The sequence below is a fragment of the Streptomyces sp. NPDC102467 genome, from assembly GCF_044765445.1.
GTDB lineage: Bacteria > Actinomycetota > Actinomycetes > Streptomycetales > Streptomycetaceae > Streptomyces.
This window is the reverse complement of the sequence record NZ_JBIWKA010000015.1, coordinates 219,826-239,491: the sequence shown is the minus strand read 5'-3', so window position 1 is coordinate 239,491 and position 19,666 is coordinate 219,826. Positions and strand designations below refer to the sequence as shown.

The window sequence follows — 19,666 nt, the reverse complement described above, 5'->3', positions numbered from 1 at the left end:
ATGGGTGAGGGGCCGGACGCGCCCGTCCGGCCCCTCACCCGCGTGCTCGGGTACGCGTCAGCGCACCGTGCTGGTCACCTGGTACCGCCCGGACGGCAGCCGGTACGTGGCCGTGCCGTCCTCGAAGCCGACGAACCGCACCCCGGCCACCGAGGCCAGCGGGGTGCGCCCCTCACGTACGGCGGACGCCGAGACCGCGGGCAGGCTCAGAGTCGCCTCGCTGTTCGCGGGGACGACGGCCTCGTAGGTCAGCGTCCCGTCCTTGGCCAGCGACCACGCGCTCGTGATCTCGCCGTACGGGGACAGGTGACGGCCCGTCACGCGGGTGATGCCGCCCGTCGGGTCCAGATGCGGCTGGAGGCGGAACTTCTGGAAGCCGGGGTGGTCGGGGTCGCGGGCGATGCCCGCCATGTATGCGTACATCCACTCCGCGATCGCGCCGTAGGAGTAGTGGTTGAAGGAGTTCATCTCGACGGGACCGAAACCGTCCTCCTTCGAGTACGAGTTCCAGCGTTCCCACACCGTCGTCGCGCCGTTCTCCACCGAGTACAGCCACGACGGCATGGCGTTCTGGTGGAGCAGCTTGTACGCGAGGTCGGCGCGGCCCTCATCGGTCAGGACGGGCGCGAGGACGTTCACGCCGAGGAAGCCGACCGACAGGGTGTTCTCCGCGTACGCGACGCGCGCGCTGTCGGGGTGGGCCGCCTTGTACGCGGCGTCGTTGCCGATGTTGTGCGCCAACAGGCCCACCAGCGCACGCCGTTGCGCCTGCGTGTCGTAGAAGCCGAGCTTGAGGACCCACAGCAGCGCGGACTGGCTGTTGTCCTCGGGCTCACCGCCCATCTGCGGTTTGCCGCCGAGGCTCGACCGTACGGTGATCTTGTCGCCGTCGGTCTCCACGTACTTGGCCATGAACGCGCGCCGGATGTTGCCGAGGAGATCGTCGTACGCCTTGCCCTCGGCGGTGCGCCCGGTGGCCCGCGCCATCTGCGCCATCAGCCGCACGCTGTAGGCGTAGTAGACGTCGCTCATCAGCTGGGTGCCGGTGTTCTGGAACGCGAGCCAGTCGGCGAAGATCGCGCCCTGCCCCGCGTAGGTGTCCCCGCCCTTCTGCCGGATCCAGTCGATGTAGCGGACCATCGCGTCCCAGCTGCGGTCGACGATGGTGGCGTCGCCGCTCATCTGCCACACCGTCCACGGCACGATCACGCCGCAGTCGGCCCAACCGCTGCACGGCGCCGCCGCGTTGTACCGGTTGCCCGGCGCCACCGCGGTGAACTGGGCGCCGTCCACCCCGTAGATCTTCTGCGACTCGATCAGGATGGACTCGAAGTGGCTGAGGAACGCGACGGCGTCCGTGTTGTAGAGGCCGGTGTTCGAGAAGACCTGGGTGTCGCCGGTCCAGCCGAGGCGCTCGTCGCGCTGCGGGCAGTCGGTCGGCACCCACAGATAGTTGCCGCGCTGGCCCCAACGCACGTTGCTGATGAGCTGGTTGATGGAGTCGTCGTCGGTGCTGACGCTGCCGGTGTCACGGATGGCCGACGTACCGACCTTGCCCGTCAGACCGGAGACGGTGACCTCGGCGCCGGGCGTCGTCACCTCCACCGACACATAGCGGAAGCCGTAGAAGGTGAGCGAGTCCTGGTGCGTCTCGCCGCCCTTCGCGCCCTTGAGGACGTACGTGCTCGTGGCCTTGGCGCTGCGCAGATTCGCGCGGTACACCGAGCCCACCGGGCCGTCCGCCCCCGCACTGTCGTCGTTGAGCATCTCGGCGAACTTGACGACGACTTGGGCGCCCGCCGGGCCGCGCAGGGTGTAGCGGGGGACGCCGACCATGTTCTGGCCGAGGTCGAAGACGGCGGTGTCGCCGGCGCGCAGGGCGACGGGGCCCGGAACGCCGCTCGTCGAGCGGGCCGGGTCGGGCACGACGCGGCCCTTGCCGTTGGCGCTCGACGACGCGCCGGTGACCTCGCTGTAGACCGTGAGGGACTGCGGGCGACGGTCCCACTTCGCCATCAGGCGCGCGCTCTCGCCGGGATACGCGGTGAGCTTCGCGTCGGGGAACTTCGCGGCGTAGCCGACCTGTTCGACCTCCGCCCACCCCTTGGTGTCGAAGCCGTTCGCCGCCCAGCCGTCCAACTCCATGCGGGCGTCGTACGTCTGCCCGTCGTAGATGTCGTCGGCGCGGTAGGGGCCCGTGTCGGTGGCCTTCCAGCCGTCGCCCGGCTTCGTGACGATGCTCTGCGTGGAGCCGTCGGCGTAGCGGAGCAGGAGCTTGGCCTTGAACGCGAGCGGGTTGCCGTCCTTCGAGTAGTAGGCACTGCCCTCCGAGACGCGCGCGTTGTACCAGCCGTTGCCGAGGACCGCGGCGAGCGTCACCGGCCGGCCGGCCGCGACCAGGTCCGAGACGTCGTACGTCAGGTAGTTCACGGTCATGTCGTAGTTCGTCCAGCCCGGCGTGAGCAGCTCGACGGTGCGGCCGCCGTCCTGCGGAACGGTGACGCGCTCACCGTTCACATACGCCTCGTAGACGCCGAGCGCGGTCACGTACAGGCGCGCCTCGCTGATCCTGCCCTTGCGCAGCGGTGTCTCGCAGCGGACCAGAGGCGCGCCCGCCGAGTTCGGGGTCTTGCCCTTCATGCCGATCCACTGCGCGCCGTCCCAGTTGGTGACGCCGTCGGTGCTCAGCAGCCCCGTCTCGAACGACGCGGCGGGCGCGGTGCCGACCGGGCGGTTCTTGGCGTCCCAGACCGACACTGTCCAGAAGTACCGTACGGACGGCTTGAGTTCGGGCCCGTCGTACAGCACGGCGACCGAGTCGGACGACGCCACCCGGCCGCTGTCCCAGACGTCGGGCCGCGACCCGGCGAGCTTCGCGGCCGACGACGCGACCCGGATCCGGAACGCGCCTTGCGCATGCCCGCGCGCCTGCGATCCGAGGCGCCAGCCGAAGCGGGGGCGGGCGGCGTCCGTCCCGAGCGGCTGAGCGAGGTGCTCGACGGTCAATCCGGTGACGGCGCCGCCGTCGCTCACCGGGGCGGGGGGCGCCGCCTGGGCGGGTGCGGTGCTCGCGAACGTGCCGGCGGCGGCCACGACGGGCACAGCGCCCGCGGTCGCGGCGAGCACGGTCCTGCGGCGGATGTCGCTGCTCATCTGTCAGGTTTCCCTTCGACGGTGAAGGTGCGCTGTGAAGGCGCTCTGTGATGGTGGGGGAGCGGTTGACGGTGCTGGGAGGTGCCGCTCCTGCCGTTTGCCGCCGCCGAACACGGCCGGGCGGGCGACGCGGAGCCGGTTCAGCAGGGTCGTCGCCACCTCGATCTCGATCGTGTTGGCGCCAGGCCGCAGGAGGCTGCCGAGGTCGGCGACGCGGGTCAGCTGGTCGACGGGCGGCAGGTCGTGCCCGTTGACGCGCACGGTGAAGGTGTCGAAGACGCCGCCGAGTTCGAGCGACGCGCCGTGCGCCGCCGTCCACTCCCGGCCGAGCCGCACGGTGGCGCGGTAGGTGCCGATGCCGGAGACGTCCTCAAGGCCGGGCAGTCCCGTCCAGGGCGCGAGCGCGTCGAGCGTCAACTCGTGCCGCTCGTGGGCGGTTTCGGTGGCGCTCGCGCCGGGCCGCCAGTCGTCGACGGTCAGCTTCCAGGAGGTGAGGGCGACGGGGGCGGGGACCGCGCCGATCTTCGTCGAGACGGTGCGCCCGGTGTCGAGGGTGGTCGTGTACGTGCCCGCCGCCGACGCCCGGATCTCAAGGCGCCCGCCCTCGCGTACGCGGACGTCGTCGGCCCCCGTCTCGGTGGCGTGCCGCCGGGGAACGTCGCCCGAGGGGCGGGCCAGGACCACCACCGTGACCGCGCCCGGCCGCAGGTCCACGGTCAGGCGGAGCCGGCCGTCGGCGAGGCGCCTGTACAGGGCGAGCGGCGTGAGCGTGCCGGTCCACGGGTCGAGGCGGTAGGGGACGGCGCCCTTCACGTGTGCGGTGAGCGTGACGTCGTGGGTGATGCGGGTGCCGGTCGAGCCCTTCTTGCTGACCGCGTCGTTGGCGAAGAAGTAGTAGTCGGCGTCCGCGTCCGCGCGGTGGGCGTTGAGGAGCATCGACGACTGGGCGTACTCGACGTCGCGCGTGAGGCCGAGCGCGGCGATGGCCTCGGGCACGTCGGGCCGGTCGGCGACCACATGGACCGTCTTCAATGCCTGGAGCCGCACGAGGAGTTGACGCAGCCGATCGTTGTCGCCGGGGCCGGCCAGGCCCGGGACATGGGCGTCCGACCAGTCGCCGATCAGGATGACCGGCAGACCCGCGCGGGCGTACCCCAGCAGCTTCTCGGCGACGTCGAGCTGGAGCGTGTGCTCCCGGTTGATCATGATGTCGCCGTCGACGAGCAGCGCCTTGACCGCGGGCCCGTCCGGTGCGAACCGCCCGCCCCTGACCACTGCCGACGGCAGGTCCAGGAGGCGCGGGCTGAGGAAGGTGTGCGTCCAGCCGACCGGCACGCCGTCGCTGGTGAACCAGGGTGCCCCGAGCCCTGAACCCGCGTAGCCCTTCTGCCGGAGCACTCCGATGTCGACCTTGTTCACACCGGTCTGCAGGACGCTCTGGATCCGGGCCAGGAAGTCCGCGACCTGCGGGGTGTGCCGCCACAGCGGCTGGCGCGGGCCCCATGCCTCGCCGTACCCGGCGGCCCCCTTGTACGGCGAGAACGCGGCGAAGCCCGGCCATGCGGCGCCCGGCGCGTCCGCGTAGGCGAAGCCGTGGAAGACGGCCTGGTTCACCCCGGCCGCGTACTGCGTGACCAGCTTCTTCAGCGTGTCGGACCAGGTCGTGGAGTAGGCGCCGCCCGCGGTGCCGCCCGCCTCGTTCGACACGAGCGGCCTGCCGCCCATGTCCCGGCCGCCCGCCAGGCAGCGGAAATCGTCGAGGTTCTTGAAACCGAGCGACTCGCCCTCGGTGACATCCAGGAGCGCCGACTTGTAGATCGCGTCGGTCTCCAGGCCGTACGGCTGGATGCGCAGCTTCAGGCCCAGCGTGTGCGCCCACTTCTGCAGCGGGCGCAGGTGGTGCTCGACGTACAGCTCGGTGACGACCTCCATCACGTCGCGCCGGATCGCCTTGTCGAGCGACGAGCCGAAGCTGAAGACGTACTTCTCCTTCTTCTCGATGAACGTCGCGAGGTAGGGCAGGAGCGAATAGCCCATGCGCCGCTCGAACTCGGCGGGCAGCGCCGGGGTCCACAGCGTCGCGTCCGTCTCGATCTCGATGGAGTCCTCGAAGAGCGTGCCGCCCGTCGCCTTGAGCAGCCCGCGGATCGAGGGGGTGAGGATGTGCCCTTCCCAGAAGTCGGTGACCGCGCGCGTGCCCGCGTCGCTGAAATGGTCCACGACGTAGGCGAGGGGAGTGGTGTGGTCGCGGCCCTCCGGGCGCTGGCCGGAACCGCGCTCCCAGTACGCCACCAGCAGCCAGGTCGCACCGTCGTCGGGCGGTGTCCAGGCCAGCCGCCCGCCGGTGACCAGGTCGGTGACGTCGGTGACGGTGGCCTGGTCGAGAGGGACGGGCACGGCCGTCGGTGAGCCGCCCGCCGTGACCCGCACCGCCTGTACGAGCAGCAGCCGCTGGTCGGTGACGCCGTCCTCGGGAGCGTTCACGGCGGCCGGAACCGGGCCCTCGTACGCCGTCCCGGGTTCCACGAGGGCGATCCCGTGCGCGAGTTCCTGTGCGGCGCCCTTGCTGTCCGGTGTGATCGACGGGACCGCGGCGGGCCACGCGGGGCCGATCGTCAGGTCCACCACCACGTCGTGCCTCTTCGCCTCGCGCAGCGCCGCTTCTATCGCGGACCGCCAGGCCGTGGTGCCCCAGCCGTAGCGCACGGTGTCCAGCTGCTCGTCCATGCTGTGCGTGACCGCCGCGATCTCCACACCGCCGAAGCCGGCCGCCGCGATCGCCCGGATCTCACGGGCGATCTCGCCGGTGTCGACCAGCGCGTCGGGCCACCACCAGCGGAACTTGGGGCGTACGGCGGGCGCCGGGTCGCGCAGGCCCCCCGCCGGCCTCCCCACCGCGGAACCCTGTGCGAGAGCCGTCGCCGCACCGGGCAACGGCAACGCCGTCGCGGCCCCGGCGAGGGCGCCCATTCTCAGCACGGTCCGACGGCGCAGGCTCATGACTCTCCTCGTCCCTGGTCACAGGGGAGTTGAACGGTTCAAACGATTCAATGTGGGGTGCAGGAACCTACGTGCAGCTGTGACCAGTGGCAAGAGGTGTGCACCAAACGCACCTGTGCAAGCGGATTGACAGGTGATGCGGCCTCGCGCAAAGTTGCCGACGGTGCCGAGCGAAACGATTCAAGTCGCCCTGGCCGACGCCCTCGTGGCGAGCCCCCCCACGCCGCTCTCCCCCTCCCGTACGGACGCGCAAAGGAGCCGCCGCATGCCCGGACCACAGGTGACGAGACGACACTTCGTCGCGGGAACGGGCGCGGTGGCGGGGGCCGCCGCGCTGGGCGTGGGAACAGGTGGGGTGGCGGCAGCCGCCACCCAGGTCTCGGGGGCAGGGGCAGGGGCTCGCGCGCCCCGCGCGCCGCTCGCCGAGTTCCCGCTCTCCGACGTGACGCTCCTCGACAGCCCGTTCCGCGCCAACATGCGGCGTACCTGCGCCTACTTGAAGGCGATCGACCCCGACCGGCTGCTGCACACCTTCCGCGCGAACGCCGGCCTGCCATCGGCCGCCGAGCCCTGCGGCGGCTGGGAGGCCCCCGACGTCCAACTGCGCGGCCACACCACCGGACATCTCCTCTCGGGCCTCGCCTTCGCCCACGCCAACACGGGCGACAAGGAGTACGCCGACAAGGCCCGGTACCTCGTGAACGCGCTCGCCGAGTGCCAACAGGCCGCGCCCGCCGCCGGATTCACCGACGGCTACCTCTCGGCTTTCCCGGAGCAGGTCTTCACGGACCTGGAGGCGGGCGGCAAGCCCTGGGCGCCGTACTACACGATCCACAAGATCATGGCCGGACTCCTCGACCAGTACCGGCTCTCCGGGAACCGGCAGGCCCTCGACGTGGTGACCGCCATGGCCGGCTGGGTCGAGAAGCGGATGGCCCCGCTGGACGACACCCGGGTGCGCAACGTCCTGCGCGTCGAGTGGGGCGGCATGAACGAAGTCCTCGCCGCCCTCCATCTGGCCACCGGTGACGCGACCGCGCTGCGCACCGCGCGCCGCTTCGACCAGGAGGACCTGTTCGCGCCGCTCGCCGCCGGACGCGACGAACTCGACGGACACCACGCCAACACCGAGATCGCCAAGGTCGTGGGCGCGGCCCGGATGTACGACGCGACGGGCGAGGACCGCTACCGCTCGATCGCCGCGCACTTCTGGGACATCGTTGTCCGCGACCACTCGTACGCCATCGGCGGCAACGCCAACCAGGAGTTCTTCGGGCCGCCCGGCGAGATCGTCAGCCGCCTCTCCGAAGAGACCTGCGAGAACTGCAACACGTACAACATGCTCAAGCTGGGCCGCCGTCTCTTCCTGCACGATCCGGCCAACGCCGCGTACATGGACCAGCACGAGTGGGCCCTGTACAACCAGATGCTCGGCGAGCAGGACCCCGACTCCGCGCACGGCTTCGTCACCTACTACACCGGCCTCTGGGCGGGTTCACAGCGGCAGCCCAAGGGCGGGCTCGGCTCCGCGCCCGGCAGTTACAGCGGTGACTACGACAACTTCTCCTGCGACCACGGCACCGGCCTGGAGACGCACACGAAGTTCGCGGACACCATCTATTTCAGGACAGCCGGTGCGGGACGCGCCGAGCTGTACGTGAACCTGTTCATTCCGTCCGAAGTGCACTGGCGTGAAACTGGTGTGACGCTGCGTCAGACAGGCGGTGACCCGGTGACCAGCGGTCCCGTGCGGATCACCGTGACCCGGGGCGCGGCCCGCTTCCGGCTCAAGGTGCGCATCCCCGCCTGGCTGGCCGACGCCGACCGGCCTCTCACCGCCCGGGTGAGCGTCAACGGGCGGGCCGTCGACACGTCCGACGCCGTGCCGGGCTCGTACCTGTCCCTCGACCGGCACTGGAAGACGGGCGACACGGTCGAGCTCACCTTCCCCCGCGCCCTGACTTGGCGGCCCGCCCCCGACAACCCGCACGTCCAGGCCCTCACCTACGGGCCGCTGGTCCTCGCCGGCGCGTACGGCACCGCCGACTCGCCCACCATCCAGGCTCTCGACCGCGCTTCGGTGCGTCAAGTCGGCCGAGGGGGAGCTGAGTTCACGGCATTCGAAGTCGGCGGCGGCGCCGTCTCTCTCCGGCCCTTCCACCAGATCCACCACCAGCACTACAACGTCTACTTCGCGACCGTGCCGCGCCCCGGCCGCCCCCGCGAGACGGCCCGCTACCTTCTCGCCGAAGGATCGGGCAGCGCCGTCGCGGACACCGTCGGCCATCATCCCGGCGGCCGCCTCACCGGCGGCGCCGGCTGGGCCACCGGCCGCGACGGGCACACCGCCGCCGTCACCCTCGACGGGGTCGACGGCCATGTCGCCCTGCCGCCGGGCCTGATCACCGGGCTCACCGAGCTCACCGTCAGCGCGTGGGTCCGCGTCGACACCCAGACGAACTCGGCACGCGTCTTCGACCTCGGCTACCACAAGTCCACCTACCTCTTCCTCGCCGCCCGCACCGGTACCGGGCGCCCCCGCGCCGCGCTGAAGATCGCCGGAATGGAAGGCGAGGACTTCGTCGACGCCGACGCGCCCTTGCCGACCGGGAGTTGGGCCCATGTCGCGCTCACCGTCGGCGGCGGCGGGGGAGTCCTGTACGTCGACGGGGCCGAAGCGGGCCGCAACGACGCCTTCGTCTCCTCGCCGCTGCTGCTCGGCGCGACGACCCGGAACTACCTCGGCCGCTCCCAGAACCCCAGCCACCCGTATCTGCACGGCGCCGTCGCCGGATTCCGCATCCACAACAGGGCGTTGCCCGCCGCCGACGTCGCGGCGCTCGCCCGCGCCTGAGCCACCCCTCTCTTTCTCGCAGAAAGCCTCGCCATGCCCGAACAGCACTCCGCCCTGTCCAGACGCGGCTTCGTCGCCGCCTCCGCGCTCACCGCCGCCGCCCTCACCGGCGGCCTGCCCGGCGTCGCCTTCGCCGACCGCGCCGCCGCCACCTACGACGCGGACGGGTTCGCCGACCCGCGCCGCGACAGCCGGCCCGCCGTGTACTGGTACTGGAACGGGCCCGTCACCCACGAACTCGTCGACACGCAGCTGGCCGAGCTGCGGGCCAAGGGCCTCTACGAGGTCGTCGTCTTCCCCTACGACAACGCGGAGATGCAGCCCGCCTTCTTCACCGAGGGCTGGTTCGACGTGGTCGGGCACGTCCTGGAGACCGCCCGGAAGACCGGCATGAAGGTGTGGCTGTTCAACGACAACCACTTCCCGAGCGGGCGCGCCGGGTACTTCATCACGAACGGCGGCACCGTCGGTTCACGCACCTACAAGCCGCACCCCGAGCTACGGCTCAAGGGGCTGTGGCGGTCGACCGCCGTCGTCCAGGGGCCGCGCACCATCAGCCTCACCGAGACGACGGGAGTCGGGGTCGACGCCGGGCAGCTCGTCGCCGACGCCGCCGTTCTCGCCGGACCGGCCGTGCTGAGCGCGGGCGCCGACTGGGGCGACTGCACCGTCACCGCGAGCGCCAAGCCCGATGTCCTCGCCGCCGGACTGCTGGTGCGCGCCTCGTCCGACGGCCGCGAAGGGCTGCTCGTCGAGTTCGACCAGACCGGCGTCGTCACCCTCTCGCGCGTCGCCGACGGGGACGCGACGCAGCTGGCCCGGTCCACCCGCACCGACGGATTCAACAAGACGAAGTTCCACACCCTCGCCGTCACCGTGAGCGGGGCCACGGTCTCCGTCACCCTCGACGCCAAGGACAAAGGCAGCGTCACCGACACCGCGTCGACCCGCCACAGCGTCGGCGTGCACGCCCGCGACGGGCAGCGCTCCCTGTGGGAGGAGCTGAAGGTGACCGGCACCGACGGCGCCACCCTCTACACGCAGACGTACGACGACTCGTCCGCGGCCGGTGCCTTCGCGACCAGGACCGCGCCGAAGGGCACGCCCGCACCCGCAGCGGCGACCGCCCGCCCGGTCGGCTCGGCCGACGCCGACGACCTCGTGGAGCTGACCGGCCGTATAGGCAAGGGGAGTTGGCAGGTTCCCGAAGGCGAATGGCAGATCGACCTGTTCGGCGGTCTCGACCTCATCGACGACTCGACAGGCTACGCGCGCGGCTACCTCGACCTGCTCGACGACGCACCGGTCGAGCTGTTCCTCGACATCGTGCCCGGCGAGTACCACCGCCGCTTCCACCGCTACTTCGGCACCGTCATCAAGGGCTTCTGGGACGACGAACCCTTCATCGCCTCCGCCCAGCCGCACTCCTTCAAGCGCCGCCCCTGGTCGCCCACGCTCGCCGCCGCCCTCGGCGCCGTCGACGCCGAGCCCGGACGTGCGTACGCGAGCGCCTTCGACGACCTCGGCGAGCGGGGCCGCGTACTGCGCGGACGCTACTGGCAGGCCGTGTCCGACCGGTTCTCGCGGTACTTCGAGAAGCAGTCCGAGTGGTACGCCGAACGCGGCGTGCGCCTCATCACCAACCCGCTCTACGACGAGACGGCCCCCTCCAAGCGGATCGCCTCCACCGGCGACCTCCACAAGATCAACCAGTGGGCGCAGGTGCCGGGCGGCGACTGCATCACCGCCGAGTACGAGCTGAACACCCCGACGACTGACCCGCGCAACCCGGCCTCCGTCGCCCACCAGACCGGCCGGCCGCGCGTCCTCATGGAGATGTTCGGCAACATGGGCTGGCAGATCGCCCCGGACTTCATGCGGGCCCTCGTCGGCGCGTACGCCACCCGCGGCGTCAACCTCGCCGTCCTGCACGCCCTGTGGACCGACGAGACGCACGTCTACTTCGCGCCACCGATCGGCCCACGCAACCCCTGGTGGTGGACGATGTCGCCGATCTCCGCATGGATCGGCCGCGTCATGGAACTGGGCCGCGGCACCTCTGCCGCCCGCACCGCACTGCTCCAACCCCAGCGCGCCGCCGAGCAGTTCACCGGCACCACCCGACAGGGCGAGGTCGACGACGCCTTCGCGGAGGCGGCCTACGCCCTGGAGCGCGCACAGGTCGACTTCGACCTCGTCCACGAGGGCGCGCTCAGCGGGGACAAGGCGCTGCTCGCGCACGCGGAGACCGAGAAGGGGCTGCTGCACGTCGGAAAGGCGGCGTACGAACTCGTCGTCCTGCCCGCAACTCCCGTACTGGACACGGCGACCGCACGAGCCCTGACCGCATTCGTCCGCTCGGGCGGCACCGTCGTCGCGGTCGGCGAGCCGCCCGCGCTCGCGGCCGACGGCGACGAATCGGCGCTCGCCCGGGAGCTGGCCACGCTCTTCCGGAACAAGCGCGCCACCCGCGTCGCCGACCCGGACGCTCTCGCCGCGGTGGTGCGCGAGACCGCCGTACAGGCCGCCGTCCTCGAACCCGCCGCCGACGCCGTCCGCGTCCTGCGCACCACACGCGGCGGCGACACCGCGTTCCTGTTCAACAACGAGAGCGGCACCCGGGTGAACACCACAGCCCTGCTGCCCGCCCGCGGCGAGCCCGAACTGTGGGACCCGGCCACCGGCACGGTCGGGCCCGCACCCGTACGCGGCCTGCCCACCCGGGACGGCGTCAGGCTGCCGCTGGTCCTCGACCCGTACGAGACCCTCGCCGTCGTCGTACGCCACCGGGGCGCGACCGCCCCGCATCTCACGGACACCGGCGGCGTGCAGGTCAGGGCGGTCACCGCCGTGTCGCGCCACAAAAAGGGCCTGCGCGCGACCGTCCTCGCCGAAGCCCCCGGCACCCACCGCCTCACCGGACGCGACGGCGACCGCACCTACACGGGCACGGCGAAGGTCACGGACCCGCTCACGCCGATCCCCGTCGACGGCGACTGGACCCTCACCCTCGCCCAGGACGGCGCCGCACCGGTCACCCGCCCGCTCGGCAGCTGGAGCGACATCGCGCCGCTGTGGTCCGGGAGCGGCACCTACACCAAGGACGTCACCCTGGACGCCGCCGCGCTGCGCGGACGCCGCCTGCTGCTCGACCTCGGTACGGTCCGCGAAGTCGCTCAAGTGACGGTCAACGGTCAGGAGTTCGCTCCCGCGCTCTGGTCCCCGTACGTCGTCGACGTGACGGAAGGACTCAGGCCCGGCGTCAACCGGCTCGCCGTCCGCGTCGCCAACACCCTCTCCAACGAACGCAACAAACCGCTGCCGTCCGGCCTCCTCGGCCCGGTCGTCCTGCACCCCCGCCGACCCCTCACCGTCGACCTCGCGCCGTCCCGCGCCTGAGCGCCTGTCTCTGAACGCCTGTCCTTGAACCCGGAGGCTTCCGCCATGACCCGACGCAGACACTCCCTGCTGCTCGCGACCGCGCTCACCGCCCTCGTCACCGTGGCGCCGTCCGCCACGGCCGCACCCGGCGCGGGCAGCACCGCCACCGCGCTGCGCACCCAGCACCTCGCCACCGCACTCGGCATCGACGACACCACGCCCGAACTGAGCTGGCAGCTGCGCGGCGCCGCCCAGCGCGCCTACCGCGTCCAGGCCGCCACCAGCCGCGCCGCACTCGCCGCGGGCCGCGCCGACCTGTGGGACTCCGGGAAGGTCGACTCGGCCGTTCCGCAGTCCACGTACGCCGGTCGCGACATCGGCTCCCGCACCCGCGTGTACTGGCGCGTACAGCTGTGGTCGCCGGGGGCCGCCCGCGCCGCCGCCTGGAGCGCGCCCGCCGTGTTCGAGACAGGTCTCACCGACGCGCAGGACTGGTCCGCCGACTGGATCACCAACAAGGACTGGGAGTTGAGCAAGCGCACCGTCCAGCCGGTGACCGTCGAACTGCCGCGCACCACCGCACGCTATGTACGGCTCGACGTCACCAAGCTGGGTCTGCCGCTCGCCGACGACTTCCCGGCCCTCGCCCACCGCCTCCAGCTCGCCGAGATCGAGGTGAAGGACTCGGCGGACCCCGACACGGACCTCGCCCGGGGCGCCACCGTCACCGCGTCCGAGACCGACACCGAACGCAAGGTGTGGGAAACGAAGTTGGCCGTCGACGGCATCACCAACAGCGCCTGGAACCAGGCCGCCGGCTACGCGAGCCTGCCCCACGAGAGCGCCGACGCACCCGTCACCGTCACCCTCGACCTGAAGGGGACCACGACCTTCGACCGGGTCGTCCTGTACCCCCGCGCGGACGTCCTCACCGACGACGGCCGCGTCCCCAGCTTCCCCGTCGACTACAGCCTCGCCACCGCGGACGCGGCCGACGGGCCGTACGCCACGGCCGCCCAGGTCACCGGCCAGGAGCCGCCGAAGCCCTATCTTCCCTCCGGACTCCCGCTGTTCGCGAAGGACTTCACCCTCCCCAAGGGCGTCCGCAAGGCCCGCCTCTACCTGGCCGGGCTCGGCGTCTACGACGCGAACGTCAACGGCAGGCCCGTCGGTGACGCCGTCCTCGAACCCGCCAACACCGACTTCGCCGACCGCGTCCAGTACGCAACGTACGACGTGACAGGCCAACTGCGTGGCGGCGCCAACTCGTTGTCCGTCGAGCTCGGCAACGGCATCTCCAACCAGCTCTCCACCGCCGACCGCTACCGCAAGCTCTACGGCAACAAGGCCGACCCCAAGCTGATCGCCCGGCTGGAGATCACCCTCGCCGACGGCACCGTACGGCGCATCGCCTCCGGCACCGACTGGCGCACCGCACTCGGCGCGACCACCTCCTCCAACTGGTACGGAGGCGAGGACTACGACGCCCGCCGCGCCCCCGGCCGCTCCCACGCGACCTGGGGCCGGGCGGCGCGGGTCGACGCCGCCGATCTCCCCGCCGCCCTCAGCGCCCGCGAGACCGAACCCGTCCGCGTCGTCGAGACCCTCAAGAGCACCGAGGTGTCCGGCGCCGCACCCGGCAGCCGCGTCTTCGACCTCGGCCGCAACATCGCGGGCTGGCCGGAACTCACCGTCACCGCGCCCAAGGGCACCACGATCCGCGCCTACCCGGCCGAGGGCCTCAAGGACGGACACGCCAACCAGTCCATCAGCAACGTCGGCGCACCCCTGTGGGACAGCTACACCACGGGCGGCGCGAAGACCGAGACCTGGCACCCCAAGTTCAGTTACCACGGCTTCCGTTACGTCGAACTGCGAGGCCTTCCGGAAGGCGCCACGGTCTCCGTGCGAGGCAAGGTGCTGCGCACCGACAACGCCTCCGCGGGCACCTTCACCAGCTCCAACGACCTGATCGACGGGATCCACTCGATCACCCGCCGCGCCGTCGAGGGCAACATGATGAGCGTCCTCACCGACTGCCCCAGCCGCGAGAAACTCGGCTGGCTCGAACAGGACCAGCTCGTCTTCCCCACCCTCGCCGCCAACTACGACATGCGGTCCTACCTCCGCAAGATCGTCCGCGACATGGCCGACGCGCAGACCACCGACGGGCTCATCCCGTCCACCGTCCCCGACTACGTCGAGCTCGCCGGCACCTACCGCAACGACGCCAACTGGGGCGGCGCGTTCGTCCTCGTGCCCTGGCAGCTCTACACGACATACGGCGACCAGGAGACCCTGCGCGCGTACTACCCGCAGATGAAGAAGTACGTGACCTTCCTGGAGCAGAAGGTCTCCGGCGGCATCCTCGACTACTCGCTCGGCGACTGGTTCACCCCGGACAAGACCTTCCCCAAGGCCGTCTCCGGAACGTACGGGTACTGGCGCGTCGTCGACGCGCTCAGCGACATCGCGGGTGTCCTCGGCAACGACGACGACGCGGCCGCCTACCGCGCGAAGGCGGACGCGAGCGCGCGGGCACTCTCGGACACGTACTACGACCAGGAGTCCGGGACGTTCGGCGGCGGCGGGCAGGGCGCCGAGGCACTCGCCCTCGACATGGGCGCTTACCCGGAGGGCCAACGACCGCGCCTGCTCGCCCACTTGGTCTCCTCCGTACAGGCGGCCGACCACCACCTGCTGCTCGGCGAGATATCCCTGCCCGCCGCGTTCCGCGTGCTGTCGCGGTCCGGCCGGGACGACATCGTCTACAAGATCGCCACGCAGACGACCTCGCCCAGCTACGGCTATCAGGTCCTCGCCGGCAACACCACGCTCGGCGAGAGCTGGGACGGCGGCTCGGGCCAGTCGCAGAACCACTTCATGCTCGGCGCGATCGACGCCTGGTTCACCCGGAGCCTGGCCGGTCTCGACCAGACCCCCGACTCGGTCGGCTACCGCGAACTGCGCATCGCCCCGGCCGTCGTCGGCGACCTGACCTCCGCGAGCGCCACCTACACCACGCCCTACGGCGAGGCCGCGAGCCGGTGGCGCCGCGACGGCGGCCGGCTCACCCTGACGGCGCGCGTCCCCGCGGGCAGCACGGCCGAGGTCGAGGTGCCCGTCGCCTCCTCCGGCAAGGTCACGGCACCGAAGGGTGCGCGACTCCTCCGCCACAAGGACGGCGTCAGCACCTACGAGGTCGGCTCCGGGGCCTGGACGTTCCGGTCCACGTACACGCCGACGCAGTGACCGGCCATCAACCCAGCCATCCGCAAGAGGAGTTCACGTGCCCGCACGCCGCACCATCCTGCTCGGCGCGCTCGCCGCAGCCACCGTCCCGATGGCGTCCGCGGCAGCCGGGGCGGCCACCCGCCCCGGCCCCCCCGCCCGCCTCGTCTCCGACACCCAACTCGACGCACAGGCGCTCTACTTCATCTCCTACGACGGGCTCGTCAACAACAACTCGTTCCAGAAGAGCGGCCTGTTGACCTACCGCGGTCACCAGTACGCCGCCTGGTACACGGCCGACCGGACCGCCGTCCTTGCCCGCAGGCGCCTGCCGCACGGGCCGTGGCAGACCCTGCGCCTCCCGCACCAGCTGCGCTACGACGACTCCCACAACGTCATCAGCCTCGGCGTCTCCCCTCTCGACGGCCGCCTGCACGTCCTCATGGACGCGCACAGCGACGCGTTCTTCTACCTCAAGTCGGCGCGGGGCCTCGTCTCGAACCCCGGGCGGTTCTCCTGGAGCGCCGCGCACTTCGGCCCCGTACAGAACACCCTGGACGGCACGCCGCTCACTGACAAGTTCACCTATCCCCAGTTCCTCGCCACACCGGAAGGACGCCTGCAACTCCTGTATCGCACAGGGGTGTCGGGCAACGGTCAGGCCGCGCTCGCCGAGTACGACGGGTCCGCCTGGCGCAACCTGGGGGAGTGGTCCGACGCCGCCGGCAGGTACACCTCCGAACACGGCGGCAGCACCGCCCGCAGCATGTACGTGAACGGCTTCGACTACGGGCCCGACCGGTCGCTGCACGTCTTTTTCACCTGGCGCGAGCAGAACGCGTCCGTGATGTGCAGCCCCGGCGGTCTGTCCAACCACGAGATGGCGTACGTGTCGAGCGCCGACCGGGGCCGGACCTGGCGCGATGTGTCGGGCGCGCGCGTGGGCGTGACAGGGACCGCCGACCGGGTCGCTGTCACCGACACGGGCACCGTCGTGGAGGCCATCGGCCCCGACCACTCCCTGATGAACCAGGAGAGCCAGGCCGTCGACTCGGCGGGCCGCCCGCACGCCCTGTGGTCGTACGTTCCCGGCCGCTTCGGCCAGTGCACCACCAGCTACGCGGCCGACCGCGTCGCGAACGCCCGTACCTTCCACATGTACCTTGATTCCGCCGGGAGTTGGCACAAGACGGAGATCCCCGAAGCGCCGCACTCCACCCAGCGCAGCCGCCTGGCCTTCGACCGGCACGACAACGCGTACGCGATCATGCCGCGCGCGAAGATCGTCGGCGCCTCGGCCGCGAGCGGCTGGACCGACTGGCGCGTTCTGTACGACGGCGCCGACCTGAACGCCTACGGCGAGGTCCTCATCGACGAACTGCGCCTCAAGGCCGACGGCACCCTGTCCGTCCTCTACCAGCAGGCCTCCACCGGGACCACACCCTCACCGATCCGCGTGGCCGACTTCGCGCTGCCCGGCTGACCTCGGGCCGTCCGACCGACCGAACAACGACCGGGCCCTCCCACGTAGACTCCCTCTGCCGCACCCGCTCACCTGGAGGTCCACGCCCGATGGCTCAGTCCGTGGGGATCAAGGACGTCGCCCGTGTCGCCGGGGTGTCCGTGGGCACGGTCTCGAACGTGATCAACCGGCCCGAGACCGTCGCCGACGAGACCCGGGCCCGCGTCCTCGCGGCCATCGACCGGCTCGGCTACGTCCGCAGCGAGTCGGCCCGCCAGCTGCGTGCGGGGCGCAGCCGCATCATGGGCCTGCTCGTCCTCGACATGGGCAACCCGTTCTTCGTGGACGTCGCGCGCGGCGCCGAGCGCGCCGCCCGCGACGCGGGCCTCGGCGTCATGGTGTGCAACAGCGCGCAGAGCGCGTCCGAGGAGGCCGAGTACCTGTCGCTCTTCGCCGAACAGCGGGTGCGCGGCGTGCTGCTCACCCCCGCCCAGGCGACCGGGCCCACGGTGGAGGGGTTCAGGCGGCACGACATCCCGTTCGTCCTCGTCGACCGCGTCGCCGAGGGCGCCACCGAATGCTCGGTCTCCGTCGACGACGTCAACGGCGGCGCCCTCGCCGTGCGCCACCTCGTCGACGCAGGCCACCGCCGCATCGCCTACGTCAGCGGACCCCCCGCCCTCAACCAGGTCAACGACCGGCGCCAGGGCGCGCTGCGCGCACTGGAGGAGGCCGGGCTGCCCGCCTCGGCCCTGCACGAACTGCCCACCGAACGCCTCGACGTCGGCGCGGGACGCGACGCGGGCGCCCGCCTGCTCGGCCTCGCCGACCGCCCCACCGCCGTCTTCTGCGCGAACGACCTGCTCGCCCTCGGGGTCCTGCAGTCCATGTACGCGGCCGGGGTGCGGGTCCCCGAGGACGTCGCGATCGTCGGCTACGACGACATCGAGTTCGCGGCCGCCGCCGCGGTACCGCTCACCTCGGTGCGCCAGCCCGCCGTCACGATGGGCGCCCTCGCCGCCGACCTCCTCCTGGAGGAGATCGCCGCCGCCGACCACCCGGGCACCGCACACGAGCACCGCCGCGTCGTGCTCCAGCCCGAGCTCGTCGTCCGCGGCTCCAGCCTGGGCCCGCGCTGACCTCGTCCGCGACCGTGTGCTGAACTGGGCGGAGGACCCCGGTGTCCGGAATCCGGGCCGCCCGCACCGTATGCAGAACTGCCGCAGGAGCCGATTTGAGCGCCGTCAGCTACCGCCAGCCCGGGGTCGTCCTCACCGACCGCCGTTTCTCCGTCCCCCTGGACCACGACGCCCCGGACGGCGAGCGGATCGAGATCTACGCCCGGGAGGCCGTCGCCGCCGACCGCGCCGACGAGCAACTGCCCTGGCTGCTCTACCTCCAGGGCGGCCCCGGCTTCGGCGCCAACCGGTTCTCCGGCAAACAGGCCTGGCTCGGCCGCGCGCTCCAGGACTACCGTGTCCTCCTGCTCGACCAGCGCGGCACCGGCGCCTCCACCCCCGTCAACCGGCAGACGCTCCCGCTGCGCGGTGACGCCGGAGCGCAGGCCGACCACCTCACCCACTTCCGCGCCGAAGCGATCGTCCGCGACTGCGAGCTGATCCGCCGCCAGGTCACGGGCGGCGCGCCCTGGACGATCCTCGGCCAGAGCTTCGGCGGTTTCTGCGCCACCCACTACCTGTCGACCGCGCCCGAAGGGCTGACGGCGGCGCTCCTCACCGGCGGCCTGCCGTCCCTGGACGGGCACGCCGACGACGTGTACCGGGCCGCGTACCCGCGCATCGAACGCAAGGTCCGGGCGCACTACGCCCGCTACCCCATGGACGTCGAACGGGCGCGGGAGATCGCCGCGCACGTCCTCGAACACGAGCCCGTCCTCCCGAACGGCTACCGCCTCACCCTGGAAGCCTTCCAGTCGCTCGGCATCTGGCTCGGCGGCGGCGACGGCAGCGACCGGCTGCACTATCTGCTCGAGGACGCGTTCGTCCGTACCCCGGCCGGGCGCGAACTGTCGGACGCGTTCCAGGAACAGGTCGCGTCGGCTCTGTCCTACGCGGGCCATCCGATCTACGCGCTGCTGCACGAGGCGATCTACGCACAGGGCGGCCGCGCCACACAGTGGGCGGCGGAGCGCGTACGCGGTGAGTTCCCCCAGTTCGACGGCGAGAAGGCGCTCGCCTCCGGGGCAGCGCTGATGTTCACCGGCGAGTCCATCCACCCGTGGCAGTTCGACTGCGACCCGGCCCTGCGCCCCCTGCGGGACGTCGCCCACGACCTGGCCGCGCGCACCGACTGGTCACCCCTGTACGACACGACCCGGCTCGCGGCGAACGAGGTGCCCGTGGCCGCCGCCGTCTACCACGACGACATGTACGTCGACACGGGCCACTCCCTGCGCACGGCCGGCGCGATCCGCGGCCTGCGCCCCTGGGTCACGAACGAGTTCGAGCACGACGGGCTGCGAGCGGGCGGCCCGCGCGTACTCGACCGGCTGCTGGGCATGGTGCGCGGCGAGGTGTGACGGTGGGCGGTTCGGCCAACTCGGTTGGCCGAACTCGTGGCAGACT

General features: G+C 71.7%; 8 protein-coding genes. 6 read left to right on the top strand and 2 right to left on the bottom strand.

Annotation, left to right across the window (positions count from 1 at the left end; genetic code table 11):
* Nucleotides 1-57: 57 nt before the first annotated feature.
* Both ACIREE_RS30210 and ACIREE_RS30205 read right to left on the bottom strand, forming a co-directional pair.
* Nucleotides 58-3,153 (bottom strand): family 78 glycoside hydrolase catalytic domain, encoded by a 3,096-nt coding sequence (locus tag ACIREE_RS30210; protein ID WP_404158979.1) that lies wholly within the window; start codon nt 3,151-3,153, stop codon nt 58-60.
* Between the two features lie 3 nt (nt 3,154-3,156).
* Nucleotides 3,157-6,153: a glycosyl hydrolase gene (locus ACIREE_RS30205; protein WP_404158976.1), complete on the bottom strand. Its 2,997-nt coding sequence runs from the start codon at nt 6,151-6,153 to the stop codon at nt 3,157-3,159.
* Between the two features lie 265 nt (nt 6,154-6,418).
* Between ACIREE_RS30205 and ACIREE_RS30200 the strand changes: the two genes are divergently transcribed.
* The 6 genes from ACIREE_RS30200 (at nt 6,419) to ACIREE_RS30175 (ending at nt 19,620) form a co-directional block, all read left to right on the top strand.
* Complete coding sequence (locus ACIREE_RS30200) at nt 6,419-9,007, top strand: beta-L-arabinofuranosidase domain-containing protein (RefSeq protein ID WP_404158973.1); 2,589 nt, start codon at nt 6,419-6,421, stop codon at nt 9,005-9,007.
* Between the two features lie 33 nt (nt 9,008-9,040).
* A complete protein-coding gene (locus ACIREE_RS30195; RefSeq protein ID WP_404158970.1) occupies nt 9,041-12,406 on the top strand; it encodes a glycosylhydrolase-like jelly roll fold domain-containing protein in 3,366 nt (1,121 codons plus the stop codon).
* A gap of 45 nt (nt 12,407-12,451) precedes the next feature.
* Nucleotides 12,452-15,640: a family 78 glycoside hydrolase catalytic domain gene (locus ACIREE_RS30190; RefSeq protein ID WP_404158967.1), complete on the top strand. Its 3,189-nt coding sequence runs from the start codon at nt 12,452-12,454 to the stop codon at nt 15,638-15,640.
* Between the two features lie 37 nt (nt 15,641-15,677).
* Nucleotides 15,678-17,102 (top strand): BNR repeat-containing protein, encoded by a 1,425-nt coding sequence (locus tag ACIREE_RS30185; RefSeq protein WP_404158964.1) that lies wholly within the window; start codon nt 15,678-15,680, stop codon nt 17,100-17,102.
* 89 nt (nt 17,103-17,191) lie between these two features.
* Nucleotides 17,192-18,220 (top strand): LacI family DNA-binding transcriptional regulator, encoded by a 1,029-nt coding sequence (locus tag ACIREE_RS30180; RefSeq protein ID WP_404158961.1) that lies wholly within the window; start codon nt 17,192-17,194, stop codon nt 18,218-18,220.
* Nucleotides 18,221-18,315: 95 nt separating this feature from the next.
* On the top strand, nt 18,316-19,620 hold the full coding sequence (locus ACIREE_RS30175) for an alpha/beta fold hydrolase (protein WP_404158958.1): 1,305 nt from the start codon (nt 18,316-18,318) through the stop codon (nt 19,618-19,620).
* The last annotated feature ends 46 nt before the right edge of the window (nt 19,621-19,666 follow it).